A 25398-nucleotide genomic window follows, 5' to 3' on the forward strand; every position below is an offset into this window, starting at 1 on the left:
TTAATTACCTATCACTTCATTCATAAATTCATTGATGCTCTGCTGGTCAACCCCCTGCTTTTGAAGCCAAATGCGGATCCGCAGATCATCTTCTTTTTCTACCTTGCTGTTCGGTGTCACGATCTTTTGCAGCGCTTTAAGATCTTTTGCCGAAGAACCTAAATTCTCCAAGATACCGCTTTCCGCCTGTGCTACCAGTTTGAGATAACTGTTCGCAATCACGTACTCTCCATTGGCAAATAGCGGCGTCTGCAGGACGAATACTGCAACGATCAAGATGATAAGCGTCTGTAACGCACCGAATATAAGTCCTAAAAGCTTATTGATCCCCTGTAAGATCGGCAGCGAAGATATTGTTTTAAACAGCGGCTTAGCAATCATGACAAGCAGCCAAACACACAGAAATAAAATCGCAAATACACAAACGCGATTCATTGGTTCATAAATAGAAGCCGCAATATCCGGCTGACTGATCGTAACTGCCTCGCGCGGTACAAGCTTCAATAAGGGAGCGATCCAACCAGATAAAAACCAGCTTAAAAATGCCAGAATAATCGTACTGAAACAATCCAGTAGCTTCATTAAGAAACCGCGGCGGTATCCTGACCAAAGAAACAGCAGAAGCACCGCCACTATTGCCATATTTAAAAAGAGTATAGAATGTATGGGGAATATCATAAAACGGCACCTCCGTTTCATTATTTTAAAACATTTATATAGGAAAAGCAAATCTGAAAACCACTTGAAATCAACTGCTTTATCCCATGCTTTAGATTGATGATTGTATGCCTGTTTCAAACATGGTAAAATTGGTAAGAAAGTGAGGAAGCTCATGGAAACATACACCAGCAAATTATCGTATCAGGAAATTCAGGAATTAAAAGCCCGTTATCCAAAAGCCGAGCAAGCAAAAACACCGCCCTATGCCTATTATCAGATTCGCTTGTCCGATTGCGTCATCACTGCGTATCAATCAGGAAAAGTGGTATTTCAAGGAGAAGGTGCTGCTCATCATGCCGGGGTTTTTCAACCGCAGCAGCCGACAGCCGCTCATTACCCGCAGGCTGGAAGCGATGAGGTCGGCACCGGGGATTACTTTGGTCCAATCTGTGTCTGCGCTGCCTATGTGACTAAAGAAGATGAAACATGGCTGCGGGAACTGCATATCCAGGATTCCAAGCAGATTCGCGATGAACAGATTCGCCAGCTTGCACCACAGCTGTTATCCAGACTCCCCCACAGTCTGCTGATTCTTTCCGATGAAAAATACAATGAAGTACATGAGCACTTCAATATGAATGCCATCAAGGCCCAGCTGCACAATCAAGCCTATCTGCATTTAATAAAAAAGCTACATCATCAGCCGCAGCATATCTATCTTGATCAATTCACGCCCGAACATCTGTATTACCGCTATCTGCATCATGAACCGCAGATCGTAAAAGGGATTCATTTTGAAACCAAGGCAGAAAACAAATATCTCGCTGTTGCCTGCGGCTCGATTATCGCTCGCTATGCTTTCCTGCAGAAAATGGATGATTTGTCCGCCCAATATCAATTTGAGTTTCCCAAGGGTGCCGGCAAAGGCGTTGATGAACAGGCAAAGATATTTGTTTCACTTCACGGTGCAGCAGCCTTATCCATGGTTGCTAAGCTGCATTTTGCCAATACGCAGCGAATTCTGACACAATAAAACTGGCTTGAACCAGTTTTTTTATTCTTGTTCCCAGCGTTTTATCCGATAGGATAGCGCCAAGCAGTATGCACACATATCCACTTTCGTCTTCGTAACGGCATTATAGCCGCTGCCCGGAAGCATTCCCTGATACAGAAACCCCAGCTTTGCGGCCAAGGCCATTGACGCCAGATTCCCAGGCCAGATCGTCAGCAGGACATGCTGAAGGTGATAGTTGTAATAAAGATGCTGCAGCAGTCCCTTCATGCAGGTGTGCATGATTCCCTGTTTCCAGCAGCTTCGGTTTAAGGCATAGCCCATACATGCAGTCCGCTGCCAAGGATGAATATAGTACATCGCAATCGAACCAATCGCTTTTTTAGAGCATTGATCTTCAATGATCCAACGAAGCGTTTTGTGCTGTTCATATCCATTTTGTATATCCGCGATCAGCTGCTTCATTTCATCCAGATTCTGTAGTGGGATCATGCCCTCATACTGCAAGGTTTCAGCATCACTGTAAAGTTCAAATAAATCCTCTGCATCATCTTCACGAATTTCACGCAGCAGATAATGATCGATTGCGACTTCCGGAAATTTGCGGAATACAGTCTTTAAAGATGCCATGATGTTAAACCTGTTCACTTGCCGTTTCCGGCTGCGGATGCTGCAGAATTCGTCGGGATATGATCGCAAAGGCCAGCACCGTACAGAATGTAGCAGTGAAATCAGCAATTGGCTGTGCGATAAAGATGCCATCCACACCAAGTCCGGTCACTGCCGGGATCAGATATATCAGCGGAATCAGCACGACAATTTTACGAAGCAGCGCCATGCACATGGAGATCTTAGCTTGTCCCAATGCGACAAAAGCATTCTGACAAACAATCTGTGCCCCAAAGAAAATCGTACCGAAGAAATAGATGCGCATGCATTGATCCGTCAGCTCCTGCAATTTCATATCACCGGTAAAAAGCATTGATAGCAGACTTGGTGCAAATACGCAAATTGCCCACATTACAGCCGTATAGCCAACCGCAACCTTCAGGGTCAGTCTGACCGTATCCTTTACCCGCTGATATTGTTTCGCTCCATAATTAAAGCCGACAATCGGCTGTGCTCCCTGAGTGAGTCCCATCAACGGCATCATGACAAACTGCATGATGCTGCTCATGATCACCATTGCCCCGACATATAAATCACCACCAAGCGCTTTCAGCTGAGTATTGAAAACAATGCTTACCAGGCATTCGGTGGACTGCATGATAAAGGGTGAAATACCCAGCGCAATAATATTTCCAATCAGTCGTACATCCATTTTCATACCGGATCGGCGAATATGGATCATGCCCTTATTGCCGGTCAAAAATTTCATAACCCAGATTGCTGAAACAGCCTGTGATAGAATGGTCGCCAAGGCAGCCCCGCGCACTCCCATATGAAAAATAAAGATAAAGACCGGATCCAGCACAATATTGATGATGGCACCGATTACCACTGTATACATGCCAATTTTGGCAAAGCCCTGTGCGTTGATAAAATTGTTGAGTCCCAAGGCGATCTGCACAAAAATGGTACCAATCAAGTAGATTTCCAGATATTGAACCGCATAGGTAATCGTACTTTCACTAGCACCAAAAGCCATCAAAATCGGTTCCCGTCCAATTAAAAATACCGCAGTCAATATAATCGATATTATCAAAATCATCGAGAAGCAATTCCCCAGTATTTTCTCAGCCTGTTCTTTATTCTTCGCGCCCATCTGAATGGATGCCAGCGGAGCTCCACCCATTCCGATCAACGCCGCAAAAGCAGATATCAGCATGATGATCGGAAACGCTACCCCAACGCCGGTCAGCGCTTGCGTTCCGATTCCCTCAATACGGCCGATATACATGCGGTCCACAATATTATAGAGTAGGTTTACCAGCTGTGCGGCAATCGCCGGCAGTGATAATGAAAACAGCAGTTTTCCTACACTTTGATTTAATAAACGTTCATTCTTCTGATCCAAAACAACCGCTCCTTTGCTCTTTAGGTTAATGAAACTATTATACCATAAAACCTCACATGATTCGAGTAAAAGAACGATATAAGCACACCTTTTCAAGGCTTGAAAACACGAGCTGTTATAAGTGGAATTTTCATCATTTTAAGCGATCGATGAATGCAGATTTTCGATGATGAGCATTCTTATATTTTCCAAAATGTCAAGGGTATCTTTTTAAAAAAAGAATGCTATACTAGAGTTGTCCAAAAGGTATACATTTTTCCTACACGAAGAGATAAGGGAACCCGGACGTTGTGTTTTGGTGTGAAGGCCTGCTGCGTGCAGGAATCCTAAAAATACACACAGGGTACCCACCTGTATTTACAGGGAAAGATCTCCCCTTTTGGACGTAAAAGAGCCGATGATACTTCATCGGTTTTTTTATTGTAGGAACGGCTTTGAATGCAGCCTCCAACAGAAATGAATTTTCAAGAAGTGTTATCAAACCGGCACGTTTTTCATGAATTTCTATATATTGGGAATCGTTTGTTGTATAATAAGGATATGTAAAACAACTATCTGGAGGGATATTGTATGAAAACATTTCAAAAGCTGGGGGCCTGTTTATTATGTACAAGCATGCTGCTGGGGGGATGCGGCAGCAAGAATACACACGGACTGGATGCAGACAAGCCGGTTACGTTGACCCTTTGGCACTATTATAACGGTGCGCAGAAGGATGCTTTGGATAAGCTAGTGGAAGAATTCAATACCACAGAAGGCAAGGAAAACGGTGTCATCATCGATGCAGTTGCGAAAAACAGCATCAGCAATATTGCATCGGATCTGCATGACTCTTTGGAAAAGAAACCGAGCGCTGAAGCGATGCCCAATATGTTTATGGCCTATCAGGATACTGCTCAGGAGCTGATGGATCGAAAAAAACTAGTATCGTTAGAAACCTATATGAGCAAGGATGAGCTTAAAGCATACGTTTCAGGTTTCCTGAATGACGGACGCTATTTCGGCAGTGATGAGACAAAGCTGTTTCCTGTTGCCAAGGCGAGTGAAGTCATGATCATCAATAAAAATGAATGGACAAAATTCGCAAATGCGGAGCATATTGATGAAACAGATCTGGAAACCTGGGAAGGGCTTCAAAAAACAGCTGAACGTTATTATATCTACAGTGGGGGTAAAGCGTTTTTCTCAAGAGATGCTATAGCCAACTATCTCATCACGGGAAGCAAGCAGTTTAAGGATGAATTGTTTACGCAGAAAAAGGATAAAACCGTATTCAGTGTCAGTGATGAAACAATGAGAAAGCTATGGGATAATTACTACATTCCTTTTGTTAAAGGATATTATGTGAAGAACGGCCGTTTTGCCAGTGATGATATCAAAACCAAGGATGTCATTGCGAGTGTTTCTTCCACTGCCAGCGGTACTTTCTTTCCGAAGGAAGTCATCGATGAAAACGGAAATTCCGAAGCAGTCAATTATCTGGTGCTGCCCGTTCCCGATTTCAAGGGAACCAAGGATACAGCTATTTCTCAGGGCGGCGGTATCGCAATCACCAAATCCAGCGAAGCAAAGGAATATGGAAGCATTCTGTTTTTGAAGTGGTTTACTGATTCTAAACGAAATATCAGTTTCTCTGCCCGCTCATCTTATTTACCGGTCAAGAAAGATGCCAACAATTATCAGACATGGATGAAAACAATTAAGAAATCTGATATCAAACCGACGAAGCTGTTGGAGGACATTATGAAAACCTCGATGAAAGAGGTAACCAAAGGTAATTTATATGCTTCCAAATCCTTTACTGCATCTTATGAGGCCCGCATGTATTTAGAAAATGCTATCAATGACAAGGCATCGGCTGATCAGAAGGCGGTACAGGAGCTAGTTCGCAGCGGCAAGAGCCGTGAGGAAGCACTGCAGTACTATCTGAGCGATGATAATTTTAATGCGTGGATCAAGCAGGTAAGAAATGATCTGGATACTATATTAAGAGGGTCTGCTGAATGATTCATCATCATGATCATTCTCTGTTTCAAAGGCTTCTGCTGACACTGATCATGCTGGTTACCCTGATTTCCTTGATTTTCGTAGGAGCGGTCTTTTCCAGCAATGCGCTGCGTGATCTGAAACAAAGCTCATACAATCTTTTTGATCAGCGGGTAGTCTATCGTACCAATGAGCTGCAGAAGCTGCTTGCCAGCACTGAGCTGGGCAGTGAGGATATCGCAGATATTCTGGAAAGCTGCCGGTTGCTCTATCAGCAGCAAAATACTGCTTCTGATCCAGAACTGAACGAAGCAATTCTTCAAAAGCTATTCTCGATCACTCATAAAAAAATGATAACCGGTGCCTACATTATTTTTGATAAGCAGGTTTTCCAAAGTGACAGTTACCCTGCTTTCTATCTCTATGATACCAGTCCCAGTGAGTACTTCAGCGATATGTCAGATATTTCAGCAAAATATGGTGATGCGACAATTTTGAAGCAGAACCGTTTTATTCTCGAGCATGACTGGAAACCGTCGATGCAGTTGCATGCGGATAATCGGCAGCATGATTTCTATTTTAATCCACTGAAGACAGCTCATGATAATCCCAAGCTCAGCATGGAGGAGTGTGCATATTGGGGAACGTCCAATTCCATGGATGCCGAACGCCCTGTCATTACCTATTCCATGCCGCTCATCGGCGATGATCACACAGTATATGGCGTAATCGGATTTGATCTAACACTCGATTATCTGAAAACAGTTCTACCTTACAGCGATTTGGGAAATGAAAATAAAAAAGCCTTTGTATTAGCACACACCGATGATGCTTCTGCATATCAGACAATTCTTACCAACGGTCCCGCTTATAGTGGTTATATAAAGAATGGATCGGCCTTGAAGCTGGAAAAAGATACATACGGTTATCAGCTCTCCACATCCGCTCTTGATGATCAAGTGATCGGTTCCGCCCATAAAATTCATTTATATGATACCAATACTCCATTTGAAAAGGATTCCTGGTATCTGATTGGAATGACCGACAAGGATGAGCTTTACAGTAATTATCAGGAAATTAACCGCGTATTGTTTTACGCCAGCATTTCCGCGATCATCATTGCCGGCTTCATAGCGCTTTATGCAAGCATGATCTTTACCAAGCCGATCCGACAGCTGGCAGCTCACCTGCGGCAGAGCACCAAGAGCAGTGAAGTCAAGCTGCCAAGAACAAAAATCAAGGAAATCGACGAACTCAGCAATTCTATTGAAGATTTAAGTCATCATCTGTCAGGAGCCGAATTTCGATTATCGTATGTTCTTCATACCATTGATATGCCGATCGGCGCTATCGAAGTATTTGGTGAAAAAAGCGTATTCTGCACTGAAAAAGTAGGCCATCTTTTAGGCTTTGAGCATCCTGATAAGATGGAATATTCATTTGAAGAATTCAAGCATGAGATCGATCGCTATACCCTACGGATTATATCCTATGAGCATGAGCAATTTCCGGATAAACAGCAGTCAAGCGATATGTATATCGTTCATACGATTGATCAGGATAATCAGGAAAGCTGGCATCGTTTCCTGCTCTCGCATGTTGATAAAAATCTTTTGATCGTTATCAGTGACGTCACCGCGGAAATTCATGAAAAAGAAAATTTGATTTATGAACGCGATCACGATGTATTGACACAGCTGCTGAATCGCCGGGCCTTCCGTCGTGAATGTGATCGGCTCATTGCCGATCCTTCCAAGCTTGGTGTAGCCGCGATGGTATTGTGGGATTTGGATAATCTAAAGCTGGTGAACGATACGTATGGACATGATGCCGGCGATCGCTTGATCTGTATGATTGCCAATTTATTACGTGATGCGAATAATGAACAATGTATTACCTCACGCATGGCTGGGGATGAATTCTTGCTGTTCTATCACCACTACCATTCTACTGAAGAAATACTGGATAAGGTTCAGCATCTGCATGAAAAAATCAATGAAACGGAAATTCAGTTCAGCGAACAGGATAGTATCCGTCTGAAAGTATCGGCCGGTATCGCATGGATGCCAAAAGACGCGGATGATTTCGATACATTGGTCAAATATGCGGACTTTGCGATGTATGAAGTTAAAAACTATCAAAAAGGCGGTATTCGCAGTTTCAGCAAGGATAATTATCTGCATAATAATCTGCTGTTTGACGGACGGCAGGAGCTCTTAAACATCCTGGATGAGGAGCGGGTTCAATATGCCTTCCAACCGATCGTGAATGCCCGTGACGGATCCATCCTCGGTTATGAAGCACTGATGCGTCCAATTAGTTTAATCCTGAAAACGCCGCTTGATATCATGTGGGTGGCAAGAACTCAAAAACAGCTGTACCGCGTTGAACGTATGACCTGGATTCAGGCATTAAAGCAGTTTAGTGAGCGAGTTGAAAAAGGAACCAAGCATAAAATATTCATAAACAGTATTCCAAGCATTCCTCTGCTGGAGGATATTAAGCAACAGTTGGAAGAACAGTTTCATGACTTTCTCGGCAATGTCGTTATCGAACTGTTGGAAAGTGAAGAAATTGAGGCTTCTTATATGCAGACAAAACAGGAATTCTGCAAACGCTGGAACGCGCAGACCGCTTTGGATGATTTCGGAAGCGGCTACAGCAGCGATCATCGTCTGCTCAGCAATCAGACCAACTATGTGAAAATCGATATGGAGTTTGTCCGCAATATCGCATTAGACAAAGAACGTCAGATGCTGGTTAAGAACGTTCTGGAATTTGCGCACTCCCGCGGTATTCAAGTAATTGCCGAGGGTGTAGAGTCCTATCCGGATATGAAATATTTGATCCAGAACGGCATAGATTACCTGCAGGGCTATTATCTCGGTAAACCGGAATTTGATCTGCAGGATATATCTGAGGCAGTTAAGGTACAGATACGTAAAGCACAGGTATAAAAATCGACATATTCATCATGTGGACCATTGGCAAAGTCAGCTTAACAAGCAGCTTTGTCAACGGTCTTTTTTGATACAAAAAACAGATGAATTTAAGTGCTTATAACTTAAAATCATCTGCATTTAGTAACTTCTATTATTTCTCTGAGTGTTTATTCTTGTACAATCGAAATATGCAGCTCATCCAGTTGTACCTCATCAACCGGTGTCGGTGCGTCAGACATCATGCATTTCGCATTGGCATTCTTCGGGAATGCGATGACATCGCGGATTGAATCACTTTCGGATAAAATCATGGCTACGCGGTCAAAACCGAAAGCAATACCGCCATGGGGCGGTGTACCATATTGGAATGCATCGACGAAGAAACCAAAACGCTCCTTGATGTCCGCTTCACTGAAGCCAAGAATCGCAAAGATTTTTTCCTGCATCTGCTGATCATAAATACGTAAGGAACCGCCTCCCAGTTCATAACCGTTTAAAATGATATCATAGGCATCCGCACGCACTTTTGACGGATCACTGTCCAAATATGGCACATCACTTTCTTTAGGACGGGTAAAGGGATGATGGCGGGCATAGAAACGACCATCCTCTTCGCTGTACTCAAACATTGGAAAATCAACTACCCACAAAAAGGAGAAGGTATCTTTCTTAACCAACTGCAAAACATCACGGAAATGCATGCGCAGCGCGCCTAGTACATTGCAGGTACGCTCCCAAGCATCGCTGACAATCAAAATCAGATCTTGATCATTCAAATGAAGCTTCTCAATCAGTGCCTGCTGTGTTGCAGCGTCAAAGAATTTCAGAGCACTGCCCTCCAGCTTGCAATCTTTATATTTTAAGGTTACCAGACCCTTCGCTCCATTTTTCTTAGCCAGGTCGGTAAGCTTATCAATTTCCTTGCGCGTCATGGTCGCCTGTCCCGGTACTACGATCGCTTTGATAACGCCTTGGTTGTCCAGACAGTCCTTGAATACTTTAAATTCACTGTGGGCAAAGATTTCCGAAAGATCCTGTAGCTCCATGCCAAAACGATTATCCGGTTTATCCGAACCATAACGGTTCATCGCATCTTCAAAGCTCAGCCGTAAAAATGGTGTTTCAATATCCAATCCTTTGACTTCCTTCATCACTTTTTTCATCATCGCTTCCATCATAGTCTGGATTTCCACATCATTTAAGAAGCTGGTTTCAATATCCACCTGTGTGAAATCTGTCTGCCGGTCAGCACGCAGATCCTCATCGCGAAAACAGCGGGCAAACTGATAATAGCGTTCAAAACCACTGATCATCAGCAGCTGTTTAAAGAGCTGCGGAGACTGCGGCAGCGCGTAGAAGCTGCCCGGATGCACCCTTGATGGAACCAGATAATCACGAGCACCCTCAGGCGTTGATTTTCCCAGCATCGGTGTTTCAATTTCAACAAAATCTTGACTGTCCAGAAAATTACGCATAGATCTTGCGATCTGATGGCGCATCATTAGTTTTTTCTGCATGAGCGGACGGCGCAGATCGAGATAACGATATGTTAATCGCGTATCCTCCAGCGCATCTGTTTCATCGGCAATAATCAGCGGAGTCGTTTTTGCGGAATTGATAATTTTCACAGTTTCCACTTTCACTTCAATATCGCCGGTATCCAGCTGCGGATTTTTATCCTTGCGCGCAACCACGGTACCCTGTACTTCCAAAATGTATTCATTTCTCACCGCAGCGATAGTATCAGCGTTGCTTTCATCGAATACCAGCTGTGTAATTCCGGTACGATCACGCAAATCGATAAATACTAAAGCGCCAAAATTGCGGCGTTTGGCTACCCATCCAATCAAGGTTACCGATTTCCCAACATCACCAATTCTCAATGCTCCGTTTGTATGTGTACGATTCATATACTCACCTATTCTTCCGGACGGCCTTCAAAAATGCCGTCAATGGTCTCAACCATTTTGTCAAATGCAACTGACTGCTGTTCCTTTGTTTCCAGGTTTTTAATAGTAATTAAACCGTTCGCCAATTCATCCTCACCAATCAAAACCGCAATCCGCGCGCGGCGGCGCATTACCGTTTTAAACTGTGCCTTGAATGAGCGGCTGCGATAATCCATCTCACTCTTATAGCCATTTGCTCTCAGCTCTGTGACAAGCTGAAGTGCTGTGACAGATGCCGAATCATTCAGACAAACCACATAAGCATCTAAATTGTTTTCTTCACCCAATTCGATTCCTTCGCCCTCACAAGCAAGGATCAGCCGTTCCAAACCCATTGCCCAGCCAATACCGGACATCTGCGGTCCGCCGAAATATTCTACTAAACCATCATAGCGGCCTCCGGCAAAAACCGTCGACTGAGAACCCATTTGTTCATTGACCGACACCACTTCAAAGACCGTATGGGTATAGTAATCCAAGCCACGCACGAGCCGGTCATCCACTTCATATGGAATAGCAAGGGCATCTAACCCTTCCAAAACCTTCTTAAAGTATGCTTGAGATTCCTCATTGAGATAATCTGCCATACGTGGCGCTGTTTTCATCACATCCTTATCTGCATCCAGCTTACAGTCCAGAATGCGCAGCGGATTTTGTTCATAGCGCCGCTGACAGTCTGCACACATCGCATTGATATCCTTCTTAAAATGTGCTTTCAAAGCAGTGCGATATGCATCGCGGCTCGCATCATCACCAAGCGTATTAATGAGTACCTTCATATCCTTCAGCCCCAAAGCAGATACAAAGGACCATCCCAGTGCGATTGTTTCCACATCTAATAAAGGATTTTTCGCTCCGATAACTTCTACCCCAAACTGGTGAAAGATCCGCTGACGCCCCTTCTGCGGACGCTCATGGCGAAACTGCGGACCGACATAATAAAATTTTGCCGGCAGATCGACATCTCCATACATCTTATGTTCGACAAAGCTGCGCACCACCCCAGCTGTACCTTCCGGCCGCAAGGTCAAAGAAGTACTGCTGTTAGGCAATGTAAAGGTATACATTTCCTTATTGACCATATCACTGGAATCATTTCCTCGCTTAAAGACATTGGTATGCTCAAAAATCGGGGTACGAATCTCTTCATAATCGTAAACATAACAGAACTGACGGATCATATCCTCCAGTTGATGCCACTTGCTGATATCCTCAGGCATGATATCCTGGGTTCCTCTAGGCATTTGATAACTCATAAACATTCCTCCTTATATAAAAAAAGCGCCATGCTAAGGACGCTTGTGTGCGCGGTACCACCTTAGTTCACATACTTTTTATGTGCGGCTTCATCAGATAACGGCTTTCACCGGCAGTATTTTGAGTACTGCTCCTTCAAAGTGTCCTCTCTGACTGCATATAGAAACTCACACCAGCCGTTTCCTCTCTTAAAAAATTCATCAGAAATCTCTTTTTCATCGGATATACTTTATAGTTTAAAGAATACCGAAGGAATTGTCAATAAAAAAACAGTCTTATCGTTTGACAAGGCTGTATTCTTTTCATCCAACTGACGAAAAATAGTTTTTCATAAGTGTCACCCTGTCTATCATACCATGACCCAATCCTCAATCACTATAATCGAATTGCCTCCTGATTTTTGAAAGTTTTCCAAAAGAAAAGAGGGTTACCCCTCTTTACAAAATCACTCGATCAACACTTTTGACACTTTCTACCTTGCGCAGATTGGCGATCAACGTCCGCAGATGCTCCGCATCCTTTACCGTAACCGTCATTTTTGTTGTTGCGAAAATACGATCCTCATCAACCTTAGAATCCACATGATTCAAGCCGGCTTTGCATTGGGAAACGATTGTGACGATATCACTCAGCAGGAAGTTGCGGTCGCTGGAGTGTACCAGCAATTGTACTTCGTAATTCTTTTCTTCCAGCTCTTCTTCCCAGCAGACATCAATCAGCCGCTCCTTCGTTTTAGCAATGTTTGGACAGTCCGCGCGATGAACCTTAACACCCTGCCCGGTACTGATATAACCGACTATATCATCACCAGGAACCGGTGAACAGCAAGCCGCCAGCGATACCTTGATGGAATCAATGCCGGCTACACGTATACCCGTTTTAGACGGAACTCGTTTACGGCTTTCCTGACGGTTGAACATTTTAATCAAATTCTCGTTATCGAGACTGGTAAATGTTTTATGCTTTGCCAAACGGTCGATGACCGATTGAGTTGAGATCACTTTGGTTCCGATCGCATACATAATATCGTTGTAGGTCGCAAAACTCATGGAACCGGCAATGCTTTCAATACGTTTCACATCCATCAGGGAGTGATCCAGATTACGCCGTTTCAATTCATCAGCCAGCATATCCTCTCCCTTTCGGACACCGTCGTTTCTTCGCTCCGTTTCCTGTTTCTGAAAAAATGAACGAATCTTGTTTTTCGCATGAGGTGATTTTACGATTTTCAGCCAATCTTCACTTGGGCCCGGAGACTGCTTATTGGTTCGAATTTCCACTACATCACCGGTTTTCAGCTTGGTATTCAGCGGTACGATTGCACCGTTAATTGTAGCTCCGACCATGTGATGACCAATTTCCGTATGAATGCGATATGCAAAATCAATTGGGGTTGCCCCATTGGGCAATGCAATTACTCGTCCCTTCGGGGACATGACATAAACATTAGCTTCAAAGATATCTTTCTGCAGCAGGTTCATATATTCCATAGCATCATCATTGACATCATCGCTCATGACACTGAAATCCTTGAACCAGTGCAGCTGTTCTTCAATTTCTTTTTGATGGATTTCCCTGCCGCCGTTCAGGTTTTCTTTATACCGCCAATGCGCTGCGATACCCTGTTCGGCGATATCATCCATCTCCTCGGTACGAATTTGTACTTCAAAAATATTGCCGCCATCCGCTACGATGGTCGTATGCAGCGATTGATACATATTTACTTTCGGCATCGCGATATAATCCTTAAACCGACCGGGTATCGGACGATAAGTCGCATGAATATAACCGAGAATCTCATAACAAGAGGTTTCATTATCCGTTACGATGCGGATTGCCAGCAGATCGAGGATTTCCTCAAAACGCTTCTGCTTGGTAACCATTTTTTTATAAATACTGTAAAGATGCTTAGAACGTCCAAAAATCCGGAATTTGATATGATTTTCTTCCAGCAGCGATGAAATTTCCCGTATCATCTGCTGCACCTGGGCATCACGTTCAGTTTTGCGGCGCTCAACAAGCCGCGCGATCTCATAATATTTTTCTCGTTCCAGGTACTGAAAGCAAAGATCTTCCAGCTCATTTTTAATTTCACTGATACCTAAGCGATGAGCGATCGGCGCATATACTTCCAGCGTTTCCGAAGCGATTTTCTTCTGTTTTTCCTCCGGCATATACTGCAAGGTGCGCATGTTATGAAGGCGGTCCGCCAGCTTTATCAGAATCACTCGGACATCCTTTGCCATCGCAATAAAGATTTTCCGATGATTGGCCGCCAGATATTCCTTGGCATCCTTGAATTTCAAGTTTCCGATTTTGGTAACTGCTTCAACCAGCCGATAAACCTCTTCACCAAACATGTCGATGACTTCATCCTTACCGATCTCGCAGTCTTCAATTACATCGTGCAACAATCCCGCTGCGATCGTTTTAGGACCGGTTCGAAGCTGGGATAATATATAACCTACCTGAATGGCATGAATGATGTACGGTTCACCACTGCGGCGAAACTGTCCGCTGTGATTTTTTTCAGCACAAAGATACGCTCTGGTTATCAGATCGATATTTTCTTCCTTGTGAATATACGATTTTACTTCAACCAGCAAATCGTCAAATGTCGCTACCTTTGCACTAACCATCCATCATCACCTGCCTTTCTAAGTTCGTTATCAGTATTTCAATAGTGTCAGCGTTTCAACATCCTTCAGCATTTCCCGGCCATTCAGATCCTCAAGCTCGATCAAAAACGCACATCCTACCACATCGCCGCCTAATTCACGCACGATATCGATCGTTGCTTTTACCGTTCCGCCGGTTGCGAGCAGATCATCGATGATCAGCACCTTCTGTCCTTTTTGTATGCCGTCTTTATGCATATGAAGCTCATTGCTTCCATACTCCAGATCATATTTGACACTGACGGTTTCACGGGGCAGCTTCCCCGGTTTACGCACCGGAACAAATCCGATTCCCAATTCATAAGCTACCGGACAACCGAAAATGAAACCGCGTGATTCAGGTCCGACAATTACATCCGCACCTACCTTTTTCGCAAATTCCGCCAGCTTGCAGCAGGCTTCCTGAAAGGCTTCCCCATTCGCCATCAGTGGTGTAATATCACGAAACAAAATTCCTTCCTGAGGAAAATCAGGAATATCAGCAATATAATTCGCTAAATCCATAACAAAAAACCTCCTTATAATAATTTAATTATATCAAAAAGCATACTTCTTTGCATTATCTTTATTGAATATCCTCCGCCATCAAACTGATTTTCTGATTTCCGCGAAAGGCTGAAATACTCAGGGTACCGTAGAAAATCAAATCATTCCGTTTTTTCCATAAAGGTATCTGATCGGCACAGTTGAATTTCACTACCTCCAGCTGATCATTCGACCATTTGATGTGCTTGCCCTCACGCATTGTTTTTTCCTTCATATCCGGTTTCATCCGATACGCGAATAAGGTTGGCGGAAAGCCTTCACCAAAAGGCTTCAGACGCTGCAGCTCCTGCACTTGGGAAAGTGTCAAATCTCCATCCTGCAGCGGCAGATATGACCGCACTTCTTCATCACTCACTTCCAGCCTGTCCATTTTATGATTCACAAATTTCTGCACCTGCTTCAAAGCAGCACGACTGAACCCGAGCCCGGCGGCTTTCGGATGACCGCCGTACGCATCAAACAAAGACTGTCCGTCCTGAAAAAATTCATTCAAGTTCAAATTACCATAGCTGCGAATACTTCCCCGCAAATACTCAAAGCCGCTTAAGACCATCACTGGCTTTTTGAGCTGACTGGCCAGTTTGCCGGCTACCAGCCCCGTTAATCCTTCGTGAAAGCTATCATCATGAAGCACCTGAAACAAATACTGATCATCCACCAAATGCATCGCTTTGCGAGTCATTTCTTCACTTTTAATTTTACGCAGTTCATTCAGATCACCGATCTGCTTACTGCATTTTATTATTTCATCACGATTCTGTGAAAGCAGGTAGCGCACTGTCATATTCGCATTGGCCATATCGGCGAGCCGTCCGGTTACATTGAGTTTTGGCACGACCTGAAAAGAAATCTTTGTCTCATCCCATGCTCCCATTTGATTTGCCAGTTTTTGGATCGCCATGCCTTTTCCCCGGTTCAGCGCAGCAATCCCCATGCGGACGATCGATCTGGTTTCCCGCCACAACGGCATGACATCACCAATCGCAGCAACACAGGCAAGGATCAGCATCTCCTCATCTTCTCCAATCAAGGCCCGCGATAATTCAAACGCTACCCCGGCGCCGCTTAATGTCTCAAATGGCTTGCCCATTTTCTGTGGATGAAGAAACAATGAACACTTCGGAAGCTTTCCCTCAACCGTATGATGATCGGTAATGATCAGCTCTAATCCAAGCTCTGCTGCTTTTTCAGCTGCTTCATACGCTTTTACTCCGTTATCCACTGTAAGCAGCAGTGTATAGCCTTTTTCTTTTGCCATTTCCACGGTATGCGGATGTAAACCATAGCCCTCCTTGAATCGATTCGGAATATAATAGCCGCAGATAATATTCGCTCTGCTTAAAGCATGATAAGCAATTGCGGTCGCACAGATGCCATCGGCATCATAATCTCCGCAAATTAATACCTTTTCATTGTTATCGCAGGCTGCCTTCAAGCGGTCAACCACCGCTTTTAATCCGACTGCTTCAAATGGATTGTGAAGCTTCGGCGGATTTAAAACCTCCTGCAGCTGTTCTTCGTTCAGCTGATGACTTGCCAGAACTCTCGCGCAAAGCCTGCCCATTTGAAAACGGTTTTGATATTCCTCAATATTTTTATCTTCATATGCCTGATAATTCATAATATCCCTCATTCTTTACTGTATAATACTTTATCACAATTTACATTTTCTGAATATTCAAATGCGCGGATAAAAGAAAAACTGCCATAGGCAGTATCTTACTCTTTTACTTTCATGAAATCATAAAAATCTTCCAGTTTCATCGACGATCCGATGACTACTGCCTCATGGCTTAAATACGCAACGATCTCCCCGATCGTCAGCTGCAGAATATCATCAATCGCTTCATTGATTGATACCGGTTTTTTTACCTTCCAGCTGTAACCGCGCAAGGTTGCTTCGACATAGGCTGCATTTAAAGAAGCCAGCTGTTCCCGCTGAAGCTGACAGGTTTTTAATTGAATCGCCAGTTTTACATGTTCATTATTGATCAGCTCATCAATACTCATAATATCCTCCTCAGCATCATAAACATTATTATAATCGAAAGCGGACAAAAAGTGGAGTGAAAATGTGAAAAAAACAATTATAAAATCTACCTTCTATTTAATCTTAATCTCAGTGCTTGCCAAAGCGCTCTCCTTTATGGTACGCATTATTCTAGCCCGGCGGCTGAGCATGCAGGCCATGAGCTACTATACCCTGACTTCACCGACAATGGTGTTTGTCATCACCCTGGCACAGATGGGAATTCCGGCAGCGCTAAGCAAAGTTATCGCACAGCGTGACAATGCCGGCAAGCCGTTAAAGTCCGCAATCATTTTATCCATCGTCAACAATTTGATCATCACCGCAGCATTTCTGTTCTTGATTCCCTGGCTCGCCCATACGGTACTGAAACAGGACTCGGTACAAAGTGTTCTCTATGCGATTCTGCCTTTGATTCCCATGGTCACCCTTTCTGGCCTTTTAAAAGGTTATCTGCTGGGGATCCAGCGTCATTTAGCCGCAACATCCTCGCAAATCTTTGAAGAGCTGTCACGGATTGTTTTTCTCTTTGTGATTTTCTCGATCCGTACTGATTATGATGCGATTTCCATGGCCCGCATCGCGATGCTTTCAGTTACCGTAGGAGAGATTTGTTCCAGTATCTTCATGCTGGCAAATATCCGTATAAAAAAACGGACGCTGAAAAGAGTACCGCATTTATTTACCAATCTTCATAAAAATCAATTTGATGATCTGTTAATGGTATCTATCCCCATGACCGGCAGCCGCCTTATCGGCTCATTGACATATTTTATGGAACCGATTCTGATGGTGATTGGACTCAGCGTTATCCAAAACCAATGGATGGTCCAGGCATATGGGCAGCTTAATGGATATGTGCTGCCGATTATCACAATGCCCTCCTTCATAACAATCACTCTCAGCAATGTTTTACTGCCCTCATTTACGTATCAATATGCGCGAGGAAACACTGCTCAAGCAAAAAAACTATTCAACGTCATTATCGGCTGCTGCTTCCTAATCGGCATCACCTGTTCCTTCATCTGTTACAATTACAGTGAAGCGCTGCTCCAGCTGTTTTATCACAATACCAAGGGTGCGGCCATGTTAAAACAGCTGGCCTGGCCATTTGCCTTGTATTCACTACAGCCGCCGTTAAGCAATATGCTTCATGCCTTATCCCGTTCTCATCGCGCAATGATGGATACCTTTTTTGGTTCGCTGGTGCGAATCCTATGTGTTGCCCTGTTGACTCGCTACATTCTGATTGATTCTCTGCCGCTCGCATTATGTGCGGGCATGCTGGTAACCACGCTCCTGCACTGTATCAATTTAGCAATTTCTTTCCGCAAAAGCTCAATTTGACAATAGCTCATTACGGGAATCGGTTTCCTTGCGGATCACAAACATCCCGTCTTTTTGATACAGACATAAAAACACATCCCGATAATCATCGACGCCCTCATTCGCCAGGACATGTTTAAGCCAGTCCTGGTCTTTATCAATATCTTTAAGCGCCTGTTCATCGATTATTCCATCGCTTACCAGCGGATATGGATGCTTGACCTTACATTTGTTTTTCGTGAGTACGGATAAATTACCGCTGTTTTCCAAAACCGCAAATGCTACTTCATCTGGTGTACACGCATCCTTATCACGAAGCTGCTGCATCAAATCATCAATGGTATAGCGCTCTTTACGCATCACATCCTGATTAATATGTCCGTTATGAATGATAATTGATGACTTCCCATCGATCAGATCTCTAGCCTTTTTACTCTTCAGCTGAATCCACGATATAACAATTTGCAGGATCGCCAGCGTAGCGATCGGGACGATCGATTTCAAAATACTGCCGTTGTTTTCAATCGATAATGCCAAAAGCTCAGACATTACCAAATAGATGACAATATCAAAGATACTGAGTTCTCCGACTTCTCGCTTTCCCATGATCCGAAGAGCCAGAATAATGATGAAATAACACAGACAGCATTTCCAGATCAAGTTAAAATATTCGCTCATAATAACCTCCTTCAAGCATAGCACAATCTTTTCAATCATATGATAAAGCGAGGTGACACATATGAAAGCAAAAGGCATCACCATCGCACAATCAATCGGTGCACTGCTTCTGATACCTTTATTATTCTCTCTTATTTTTGCGGCTTTATACTATTTTAACGTAATCTCTACATCGCTATTCCAAATTTTGAACTGGATATCCGGTATTCTGGGATTTGCCGCAGGCGGATTTCTATTGGGAAGAGGTATTCAAAAAAAAGCGCTGTTACACGCTTTAGGTTGTATGATATTCATTGGTATACTTGGGTTTTTCATGATGGATACACATTCTCTCATGAATATGGTACGATTGGGGTCAAAAATCTTTGCCTACCTATTGTGCAGTGTAATCGCTGCGAATGTAGCTCAATCCTCTTGATCGATCATCATATGTAAGATACAATTATCGGTCTCCCGCATACCAACATTGCCAAGATGACCGATGGCATCGATCGTGGCTTCAATACCCTTTGCCACAATACCGGTATCAGGCTGAAATACATGATGATTCATCGCCATCTTCTGAGCGATGACACCGCTGTATAAGGCTGACGCAATCTTAGCTGCACACGATGGCTTTGCCCCATCACAGACCATTCCGGATATTGAACCTAGATTATTGATGATCGTATCTTCAATCTCACAAAGCGTACCCTGATCAAGATAGGTAAAGGTTGCTACACTGGCGGTTGCGGCACAAACAGCACCGCAGTATGCGGATAAGCGGCCGATTCCGGTTTTGATGCGAACCGTTACCAGATTGGAGAACACCAGTGCCCGAAGCAGCTCCTCATAAGCTGCTTTTTTATGCCGGGCGTAAATAATTACCGGAACCGATGCGGTAATTCCTTGATTCCCACTGCCGGAATTGCTCATCACCGCTCTGGTGCAGCCATCCATGCGGGCGTCACTGGCCGCGGCTGCATAAGCGATTGCTTCATTAACCGGATCATTGGTTGTATCAAGCAGAGTTTTCCCAACTTGGGCACCATAAGCGTTGTGTATTCCCTCTTCAGCAATTTCCATATTGTAATGAATTTGTTCCTCCAACAAAGGAACGATATCAGAAATATCACCATGCTTCGCAAACTCATATATATCTTTGATATTCAGACATTTCCGATCTGTCAGCGGGGTATGAAAATCATCCTCAGCACATTGATTATTCAATAATATTTCATCATTCTTTAAAATTCTGGTAACGTTTGTATGCGTATGCTGAATCTCTACCACAACCTTATCAGAATGTCCAAACGCTTCCACCAAAATGGATAAGCCCGGTATCCCTTCCAGCAGTTCAACCGTGCAATAGCGTTCTGCCAGCAGCTTATTCATCAGCTGTACATCCTCTGGCTTCACTGCTTCTATCACTTCCAGCTTCTTTTCTGAGCATCCGGCAATCGTTCCAAGAATCGCGGCAGCCTCCACTCCCTTGGCACCGCCGGAGTTTGGCACAACAACCCCTTTCACGTTTTTAATGATATTGCCGCTGCAGGAAACCTTGATGCGCTCCGGCAGATATCCAAGCGTTTCTTTCGCAATTGCACATCCGTAAGCGATCGCAATCGGTTCCGTGCAGCCCAGCGCCAGAACCAACTCTTCCCGCAATATATTTTTATAGTTTTCTTCCTGATGTCTTTCCATATTATCCCTTCATCTCAAATAAATTGTCCTGAAAATGATAACCTAAATGCTGATAGGCTTTTTCCGTTACAATTCTGCCTCTTGGAGTCCGATTGATAAAGCCGATCTGCAGCAGATACGGTTCATATACATCCTCTAACGTCATCGGCTCTTCACCAATGCTGCTCGCAATCGCTTCCAGTCCTACCGGGCCGCCTTTGAAACGTTCAATGATACCCTTTAAATATTTATGATCGACTGCATCTAAACCCAAATGATCGACCTTCAAGCGATCGAGTGCCATCGAAGCGATATCGGATGAAATGATACCATCATTCATTACCTGCGCAAAGTCGCGCACTCGCCGAAACAGTCGATTTGCAATACGCGGAGTCCCTCGTGAACGGCGGGCAATTTCAACCACGGCGGCCGCCTCGATCGTTGTGTCCATGACCCGTGATGTTCGCCTGATAATCTGTTCCAGTTCCTCCAAATGATAAAACTGAAGCTGATTGATAATACCAAAACGATCACGCAGCGGAGCCGTCAGATCACCGGCTCGGGTAGTCGCACCCACTAATGTAAATGGCGGCAGATCCAGGCGAATCGAGCGTACTCCCGCTTCCTTGCCTACTACGATATCGATACAGTAATCCTCCATTGCCGGATACAAAATTTCTTCCACCTGTTTAGGGAGACGATGTATTTCATCGATAAACAACACATCACCTGGTTCCAAGGTTGATAGAATTGCTGCCAAGTCACCGCTTTTCTCAATGGAGGGTCCGCTGGTCGTTTTAATATTTCCGCCCATTTCATGTGCGAGTATATACGATAATGTTGTCTTACCAAGACCTGGCGGTCCATATAACAACACATGATCCAATGCTTCTCCACGCTGCTTTGCCGCTTCAATAAAAACAGCTAAATTCTGTTTTAAATCCTGCTGTCCGACATATTCCTCCAGTGTCTGCGGACGCAGACTTGCTTCTTCATCGATTATTTGTTCTTCATTCGATAACAGTCTGTCCATCCCTACACTCCTTTTCGCTTCAGCATGATACCAAGCGCAAGACGCACATATTCATCAACACTTTTCGCTTTTTCCTTTGCGAGCTCCTTTTCGACCCCGCTCAGTTCGTTTTGCTTATAGCCAAGCGCTCTCAAAGCATCCATAGCATCCGTAATATTTGAATTGCCAATTTTGCCCGTGCTTGAAGCAGCCGGCTCCTCCACTAGCTTTCCTTTCAGATCCAGCACGATTTGCTGAGCCGACTTTGCGCCGATTCCCGGCAGCTTTTTCAGCATTGCAACATCACCGGTTTCAATTGCCGCAACCATCGCGTCAGCACCGCATACACCAAGCATGTTCAAAGCTGTTTTCGGCCCCACACCTTTCACTGAGATCAGCCGCATAAAAAGTTCCATCTCCTGCTGCGTCAAGAATCCAAATAAGGTTATGGCATCTTCTCTTACGTGCTGATAAGTATACAGCATAGTCTCCTGCCCCAATCCGAGCGCCTGCGGACTTGGCACATATATCTGATAACCGATGCCTTGATTATCCACTATCACACTATCTATACGAAGACTATGGACGATTCCTTTTACAAATGCGATCATTTTATCACCGCATCCATTGTAACATAATATCACTTGAATAAAAACTGTTCATCATCAATTATAATCGGCTCTTCTGCTGGGATATGTTCACTATGTTTTTTCCTTCTCAGACTGCAGCAGTTTCAATTACTCATGAAAAAGATATGCGTTTTTAACGCATATCCATACTTACAAGTCAATTTCCAAAGACACCGGACAGTGATCACTGCCTAAAACATCACTATGAATAGAAGCCGCACGAATCTGATCCTTTAAAGCTTGTGAGGTCAGAAAATAATCAATTCTCCAACCGATATTTTTATCCCTTGCCTTAAAGCGATAGCTCCACCATGAGTAAGCGATTGTTTCAGGATGCAGGTAACGGAAAGAATCAACAAATCCTGCGTGCAGAAGATTTCTCATCTTATCGCGTTCTTCATCGCTGAAGCCCGGATTATTATGATTGCTTTTGGGATTTTTGATATCAATTTCTTCAACCGCGACGTTCATATCGCCGCAGACAATAACCGGCTTTCTCACCTCCAGTTTTTTTAAATAAGCCTGAAAGTCATCCTCCCATTTCATGCGGTATGGAAGCCGCGCCAATGCCTCTTTAGAGTTCGGGGTATAAACGTTGACCATAAAAAATTTCTCAAATTCACAGGTTATGACCCGTCCCTCATGATCATGTTCATCTATTCCGATTCCATACACGGTTTCTAACGGCTCCTGTTTTGTGAAAATTAAAGTTCCGGAATATCCTTTTTTATCTGCACTGTTCATAAACTGATGATAGCCGGGCGTATTAAGCTCCAACTGACCCGGCTGCATCTTTGTTTCCTGAATACAGAAGATATCCGCATCAATCGCTTGAAAGAATTCATAAAAGCCTTTATTCACACAGGCACGTATGCCGTTCACATTCCAAGATACAAGTTTCATCATACATTCTCCTCTATTTGAGACTATTGTATCGGAAATCAGCTAAAAAAGCCAATGAGATACATAAAAAAACAAACGTCAGAAGTCAAGAAAAAAAGCATCTGAATTTGAAAATAACCGATCCGTTAACCCGAAGGTATTACAGAACTTCTTTCTCAAATCGATGCTTTTAAAGCTTATTCAACAAATTGGAATTCAACTTTACAGATGGTCACAACATCCCCATCCTGACAGCCTGCTTCGCGAAGCGCTTCATCTATACCCATTTTACGCATTTTACGAGCAAAACGCATCGCATCCTCGTCACTGTCAATTCGACTCATCTGGAAGGTACGCTCGATGCCGTCGCCGTCCACCAGCCACTGTCCATTCCCCAGATTATGGACAAAAAACTGTGGTCTTTCTTCTTCAAACTTATATAAAACGCCGGTTGCTTCCGTATCATCTTCATTGAAGATCGGAAATTCAGGGGTTACTGCCAGCAGATCAGCAGTGCGATATAGAACCGCATCCAAACCCTCATCAATAATCGTCGTTGTCTCAAAGACATCAATATCCGGATACTTTGCTTTAAAACGTTTCAAATTTTCTGCCGCATTTTCCAAATCCATTTTGTTCGCAACGACGATCTGCGGACGTTCCATCAGCCGATACTCATATTCAGCCAATTCCTTATTGATGATTTCATAATCCTCAATCGGATCGCGGCCATCATTAGCACCCATATCGATGACGTGAATGATGACCCTGCAGCGTTCGATATGACGCAGAAACTGGTGACCCAGCCCTTTGCCTTGGGATGCTCCTTCAATGAGCCCCGGTAAATCCGCCATGACAAAACTGCGGCCATCCGGTACCTGTACCATGCCGAGATTCGGTGATATCGTCGTGAAATGATACTCCGCGATCTCCGGACGAGCCTTTGATACCACTGACAGCAGAGTTGATTTTCCTACCGAAGGAAAGCCTACCAATCCAGCATCCGCGAGCAGCTTCAATTCCACCTGTACATCTTTTTCTTCTCCCGGCTCACCGCGCTCACTGTACTGAGGAGCACTGTTGCGGCTGGATTTGAAATGGAAGTTTCCACGCCCGCCGCGGCCTGCTTTGGCGATGATTGCCTGCTGCCCAGGGCGGGTCAGATCAGCGATGATTGCGCCGGTGCCAGCATCTTTTACGATCGTTCCCTGCGGTACCTTAACAATCGTATCCGTGCCATCTGCACCATGCATCTTTTTCACTTTTCCATTACCGCCATTTTCCGCGATTACTTTTTTCTGATAACGTAAATCTAGCAGCGTCGTCTTACCGGTATCCACCTCAAAAATGACATTTCCGCCGCGTCCGCCATCACCACCGGCCGGTCCGCCCAACGGAACGTACTTCTCCCGGCGAAAGGCTGTGATGCCATCACCGCCTTTACCAGCTTTAATATGTATTTTTACCCGATCAATAAATTTCATAATAGCCTCCTTTAAAAAATAAAATCCCCAAACGGGGATTTATTTAGGCTGCCGGGTATACAGAAACTTTCTTTCTGTCTTTACCTAAGCGCTCGAATTTTACAACACCGTCCACCTTTGCGAACAATGTGTCATCTCCACCTTTACCCACGTTTGTGCCTGGGTGAATTTTCGTACCGCGCTGACGGTAAATGATTGAGCCTGCACTTGCAAACTGTCCATCAGCTAATTTTGCACCTAAACGTTTTGAATGAGAGTCACGGCCGTTCTTCGTAGAACCTACTCCCTTTTTCGATGCAAATAACTGGATATCTAATACGAATTTCATTGGTTACACCTCCTGTATTTGAATTTGGATATACTGATGATAACGCTCCTGCATGGTTTCAAGCTGAATCAGCATGGTTCTTAAAATCAGCTGAGTCTGCGCCTGATCATGACTGGATACTTCAATATGAATACATCCCTTCTGCATTTCACAGCGGCATGTATCTTTGACAAGCATATCTAAAGCATTAAGCGTTCCTACCGCAATGGAAGAAACCCCGGCACATATCAGATCCTTACCGTGTGCGGCAGAGCCTGCATGTCCCTCGATATCGATCGCATGAATCGTATCACCGCTTTGTACTACGCTCACAGTGATCAT

At 44.1% G+C, this 25398-nt stretch carries 22 protein-coding genes, 1 other RNA gene and 1 other annotated feature; of the genes, 6 read left to right on the top strand and 17 right to left on the bottom strand.

The annotated features are described in order from the left end of the window. Positions 1–678 (bottom strand): CvpA family protein, encoded by a 678-nt coding sequence (locus GSF08_RS07695; protein WP_160625231.1) that lies wholly within the window; start codon positions 676–678, stop codon positions 1–3. Between the two features lie 154 nt (positions 679–832). Between GSF08_RS07695 and rnhC the strand changes: the two genes are divergently transcribed. Beyond that, positions 833–1693, top strand: coding sequence for a ribonuclease HIII (gene rnhC, locus GSF08_RS07700; RefSeq protein ID WP_160625232.1), 861 nt, complete (start codon positions 833–835; stop codon positions 1691–1693). Between the two features lie 21 nt (positions 1694–1714). Here rnhC and GSF08_RS07705 read toward each other — a convergent pair whose 3' ends face one another. Together GSF08_RS07705 and GSF08_RS07710 are read right to left on the bottom strand one after the other, a co-directional pair. Continuing rightward, positions 1715–2302: a GNAT family N-acetyltransferase gene (locus GSF08_RS07705; protein WP_160625233.1), complete on the bottom strand. Its 588-nt coding sequence runs from the start codon at positions 2300–2302 to the stop codon at positions 1715–1717. Between the two features lie 4 nt (positions 2303–2306). Next, a complete protein-coding gene (locus GSF08_RS07710) occupies positions 2307–3689 on the bottom strand; it encodes an MATE family efflux transporter (protein ID WP_160625234.1) in 1383 nt (460 codons plus the stop codon). Between the two features lie 234 nt (positions 3690–3923). Here GSF08_RS07710 and ssrS point away from each other — a divergent pair. The 3 genes from ssrS to GSF08_RS07725 all read left to right on the top strand — a co-directional run bounded on the left by ssrS (position 3924) and on the right by GSF08_RS07725 (position 8632). Beyond that, positions 3924–4078, top strand: a non-coding RNA gene (gene ssrS / locus GSF08_RS07715) — 6S RNA. Between the two features lie 181 nt (positions 4079–4259). Continuing rightward, positions 4260–5696, top strand: a complete 1437-nt coding sequence (locus GSF08_RS07720) for an ABC transporter substrate-binding protein (protein ID WP_160625235.1) — start codon at positions 4260–4262, stop codon at positions 5694–5696. Then, complete coding sequence (locus tag GSF08_RS07725; RefSeq protein ID WP_160625236.1) at positions 5693–8632, top strand: EAL domain-containing protein; 2940 nt, start codon at positions 5693–5695, stop codon at positions 8630–8632. Before GSF08_RS07720 ends, GSF08_RS07725 begins: the two co-directional genes overlap by 4 nt. Before the next feature lie 152 nt (positions 8633–8784). On the opposite strand, the gene aspS is transcribed toward GSF08_RS07725, so the two are convergent. The 6 genes from aspS to GSF08_RS07755 form a co-directional block, all read right to left on the bottom strand. Further along, on the bottom strand, positions 8785–10527 hold the full coding sequence (aspS, locus tag GSF08_RS07730; RefSeq protein WP_160625237.1) for an aspartate--tRNA ligase: 1743 nt from the start codon (positions 10525–10527) through the stop codon (positions 8785–8787). Between the two features lie 8 nt (positions 10528–10535). After that, on the bottom strand, positions 10536–11822 hold the full coding sequence (gene hisS / locus GSF08_RS07735; protein ID WP_160625238.1) for a histidine--tRNA ligase: 1287 nt from the start codon (positions 11820–11822) through the stop codon (positions 10536–10538). Between the two features lie 32 nt (positions 11823–11854). Then, positions 11855–12051, bottom strand: a binding site (T-box leader). Positions 12052–12260: 209 nt separating this feature from the next. Next, positions 12261–14462 (bottom strand): RelA/SpoT family protein, encoded by a 2202-nt coding sequence (locus tag GSF08_RS07740; RefSeq protein ID WP_160625239.1) that lies wholly within the window; start codon positions 14460–14462, stop codon positions 12261–12263. Between the two features lie 30 nt (positions 14463–14492). Continuing rightward, complete coding sequence (locus GSF08_RS07745) at positions 14493–15005, bottom strand: adenine phosphoribosyltransferase (protein WP_160625240.1); 513 nt, start codon at positions 15003–15005, stop codon at positions 14493–14495. 61 nt (positions 15006–15066) lie between these two features. Beyond that, on the bottom strand, positions 15067–16668 hold the full coding sequence (locus GSF08_RS07750) for a single-stranded-DNA-specific exonuclease RecJ (RefSeq protein WP_160625241.1): 1602 nt from the start codon (positions 16666–16668) through the stop codon (positions 15067–15069). Positions 16669–16766: 98 nt separating this feature from the next. Next, positions 16767–17057, bottom strand: a complete 291-nt coding sequence (locus GSF08_RS07755) for a post-transcriptional regulator (protein WP_160625242.1) — start codon at positions 17055–17057, stop codon at positions 16767–16769. Between the two features lie 64 nt (positions 17058–17121). On the opposite strand from GSF08_RS07755, the gene GSF08_RS07760 reads away from it, so the two are divergent. Then, positions 17122–18423, top strand: a complete 1302-nt coding sequence (locus GSF08_RS07760) for an oligosaccharide flippase family protein (RefSeq protein ID WP_160625243.1) — start codon at positions 17122–17124, stop codon at positions 18421–18423. Here the strand turns inward: GSF08_RS07760 and GSF08_RS07765 are convergent. Beyond that, complete coding sequence (locus GSF08_RS07765) at positions 18415–19080, bottom strand: DUF421 domain-containing protein (RefSeq protein WP_160625244.1); 666 nt, start codon at positions 19078–19080, stop codon at positions 18415–18417. The genes GSF08_RS07760 and GSF08_RS07765 overlap by 9 nt on opposite strands. Before the next feature lie 61 nt (positions 19081–19141). On the opposite strand from GSF08_RS07765, the gene GSF08_RS07770 reads away from it, so the two are divergent. Further along, complete coding sequence (locus GSF08_RS07770; RefSeq protein ID WP_160625245.1) at positions 19142–19498, top strand: DUF3792 family protein; 357 nt, start codon at positions 19142–19144, stop codon at positions 19496–19498. Here the strand turns inward: GSF08_RS07770 and GSF08_RS07775 are convergent. The 7 genes from GSF08_RS07775 to GSF08_RS07805 all read right to left on the bottom strand — a co-directional run bounded on the left by GSF08_RS07775 (position 19486) and on the right by GSF08_RS07805 (position 25398). Continuing rightward, on the bottom strand, positions 19486–20763 hold the full coding sequence (locus GSF08_RS07775) for an L-cysteine desulfidase family protein (protein WP_160625246.1): 1278 nt from the start codon (positions 20761–20763) through the stop codon (positions 19486–19488). The genes GSF08_RS07770 and GSF08_RS07775 overlap by 13 nt on opposite strands. Position 20764: 1 nt before the next feature. Then, on the bottom strand, positions 20765–21775 hold the full coding sequence (gene ruvB, locus GSF08_RS07780) for a Holliday junction branch migration DNA helicase RuvB (protein ID WP_160625247.1): 1011 nt from the start codon (positions 21773–21775) through the stop codon (positions 20765–20767). Positions 21776–21777: 2 nt separating this feature from the next. Then, positions 21778–22365: a Holliday junction branch migration protein RuvA gene (gene ruvA / locus GSF08_RS07785; RefSeq protein ID WP_160625248.1), complete on the bottom strand. Its 588-nt coding sequence runs from the start codon at positions 22363–22365 to the stop codon at positions 21778–21780. A gap of 168 nt (positions 22366–22533) precedes the next feature. After that, on the bottom strand, positions 22534–23286 hold the full coding sequence (locus tag GSF08_RS07790; RefSeq protein ID WP_160625392.1) for an exodeoxyribonuclease III: 753 nt from the start codon (positions 23284–23286) through the stop codon (positions 22534–22536). A 176-nt stretch (positions 23287–23462) separates the two neighbouring features. After that, positions 23463–24749 (bottom strand): GTPase ObgE, encoded by a 1287-nt coding sequence (gene obgE / locus GSF08_RS07795; protein ID WP_160625249.1) that lies wholly within the window; start codon positions 24747–24749, stop codon positions 23463–23465. 43 nt (positions 24750–24792) lie between these two features. Next, positions 24793–25077: a 50S ribosomal protein L27 gene (gene rpmA, locus GSF08_RS07800; RefSeq protein ID WP_160625250.1), complete on the bottom strand. Its 285-nt coding sequence runs from the start codon at positions 25075–25077 to the stop codon at positions 24793–24795. A 3-nt stretch (positions 25078–25080) separates the two neighbouring features. Continuing rightward, complete coding sequence (locus GSF08_RS07805) at positions 25081–25398, bottom strand: ribosomal-processing cysteine protease Prp (RefSeq protein WP_160625251.1); 318 nt, start codon at positions 25396–25398, stop codon at positions 25081–25083.

The sequence above is a fragment of the Copranaerobaculum intestinale genome (assembly GCF_009831105.1).
Classification (GTDB): domain Bacteria; phylum Bacillota_I; class Bacilli_A; order Erysipelotrichales; family Erysipelotrichaceae; genus Copranaerobaculum; species Copranaerobaculum intestinale.

Excerpts from the sequence above, each read along its gene's own strand:
- GSF08_RS07720 (WP_160625235.1), top strand. The coding sequence starts at position 4,260 with ATGAAAACATTTCAAAAGCTGGGGGCCTGTTTATTATGTACAAGCATG.
- GSF08_RS07765 (WP_160625244.1), bottom strand. The coding sequence starts at position 19,080 with ATGAGCGAATATTTTAACTTGATCTGGAAATGCTGTCTGTGTTATTTC.
- GSF08_RS07805 (WP_160625251.1), bottom strand. The coding sequence starts at position 25,398 with ATGATCACTGTGAGCGTAGTACAAAGCGGTGATACGATTCATGCGATC.
- GSF08_RS07755 (WP_160625242.1), bottom strand. The coding sequence starts at position 17,057 with ATGAGTATTGATGAGCTGATCAATAATGAACATGTAAAACTGGCGATT.
- obgE (WP_160625249.1), bottom strand. The coding sequence starts at position 24,749 with ATGAAATTTATTGATCGGGTAAAAATACATATTAAAGCTGGTAAAGGC.
- GSF08_RS07705 (WP_160625233.1), bottom strand. The coding sequence starts at position 2,302 with ATGGCATCTTTAAAGACTGTATTCCGCAAATTTCCGGAAGTCGCAATC.
- GSF08_RS07750 (WP_160625241.1), bottom strand. The coding sequence starts at position 16,668 with ATGAATTATCAGGCATATGAAGATAAAAATATTGAGGAATATCAAAAC.
- GSF08_RS07725 (WP_160625236.1), top strand. The coding sequence starts at position 5,693 with ATGATTCATCATCATGATCATTCTCTGTTTCAAAGGCTTCTGCTGACA.
- GSF08_RS07770 (WP_160625245.1), top strand. The coding sequence starts at position 19,142 with ATGAAAGCAAAAGGCATCACCATCGCACAATCAATCGGTGCACTGCTT.
- GSF08_RS07695 (WP_160625231.1), bottom strand. The coding sequence starts at position 678 with ATGATATTCCCCATACATTCTATACTCTTTTTAAATATGGCAATAGTG.
- GSF08_RS07775 (WP_160625246.1), bottom strand. The coding sequence starts at position 20,763 with ATGGAAAGACATCAGGAAGAAAACTATAAAAATATATTGCGGGAAGAG.
- GSF08_RS07740 (WP_160625239.1), bottom strand. The coding sequence starts at position 14,462 with ATGGTTAGTGCAAAGGTAGCGACATTTGACGATTTGCTGGTTGAAGTA.
- ruvA (WP_160625248.1), bottom strand. The coding sequence starts at position 22,365 with ATGATCGCATTTGTAAAAGGAATCGTCCATAGTCTTCGTATAGATAGT.
- rpmA (WP_160625250.1), bottom strand. The coding sequence starts at position 25,077 with ATGAAATTCGTATTAGATATCCAGTTATTTGCATCGAAAAAGGGAGTA.
- hisS (WP_160625238.1), bottom strand. The coding sequence starts at position 11,822 with ATGAGTTATCAAATGCCTAGAGGAACCCAGGATATCATGCCTGAGGAT.
- rnhC (WP_160625232.1), top strand. The coding sequence starts at position 833 with ATGGAAACATACACCAGCAAATTATCGTATCAGGAAATTCAGGAATTA.
- aspS (WP_160625237.1), bottom strand. The coding sequence starts at position 10,527 with ATGAATCGTACACATACAAACGGAGCATTGAGAATTGGTGATGTTGGG.
- GSF08_RS07790 (WP_160625392.1), bottom strand. The coding sequence starts at position 23,286 with ATGAAACTTGTATCTTGGAATGTGAACGGCATACGTGCCTGTGTGAAT.
- GSF08_RS07745 (WP_160625240.1), bottom strand. The coding sequence starts at position 15,005 with ATGGATTTAGCGAATTATATTGCTGATATTCCTGATTTTCCTCAGGAA.
- ruvB (WP_160625247.1), bottom strand. The coding sequence starts at position 21,775 with ATGGACAGACTGTTATCGAATGAAGAACAAATAATCGATGAAGAAGCA.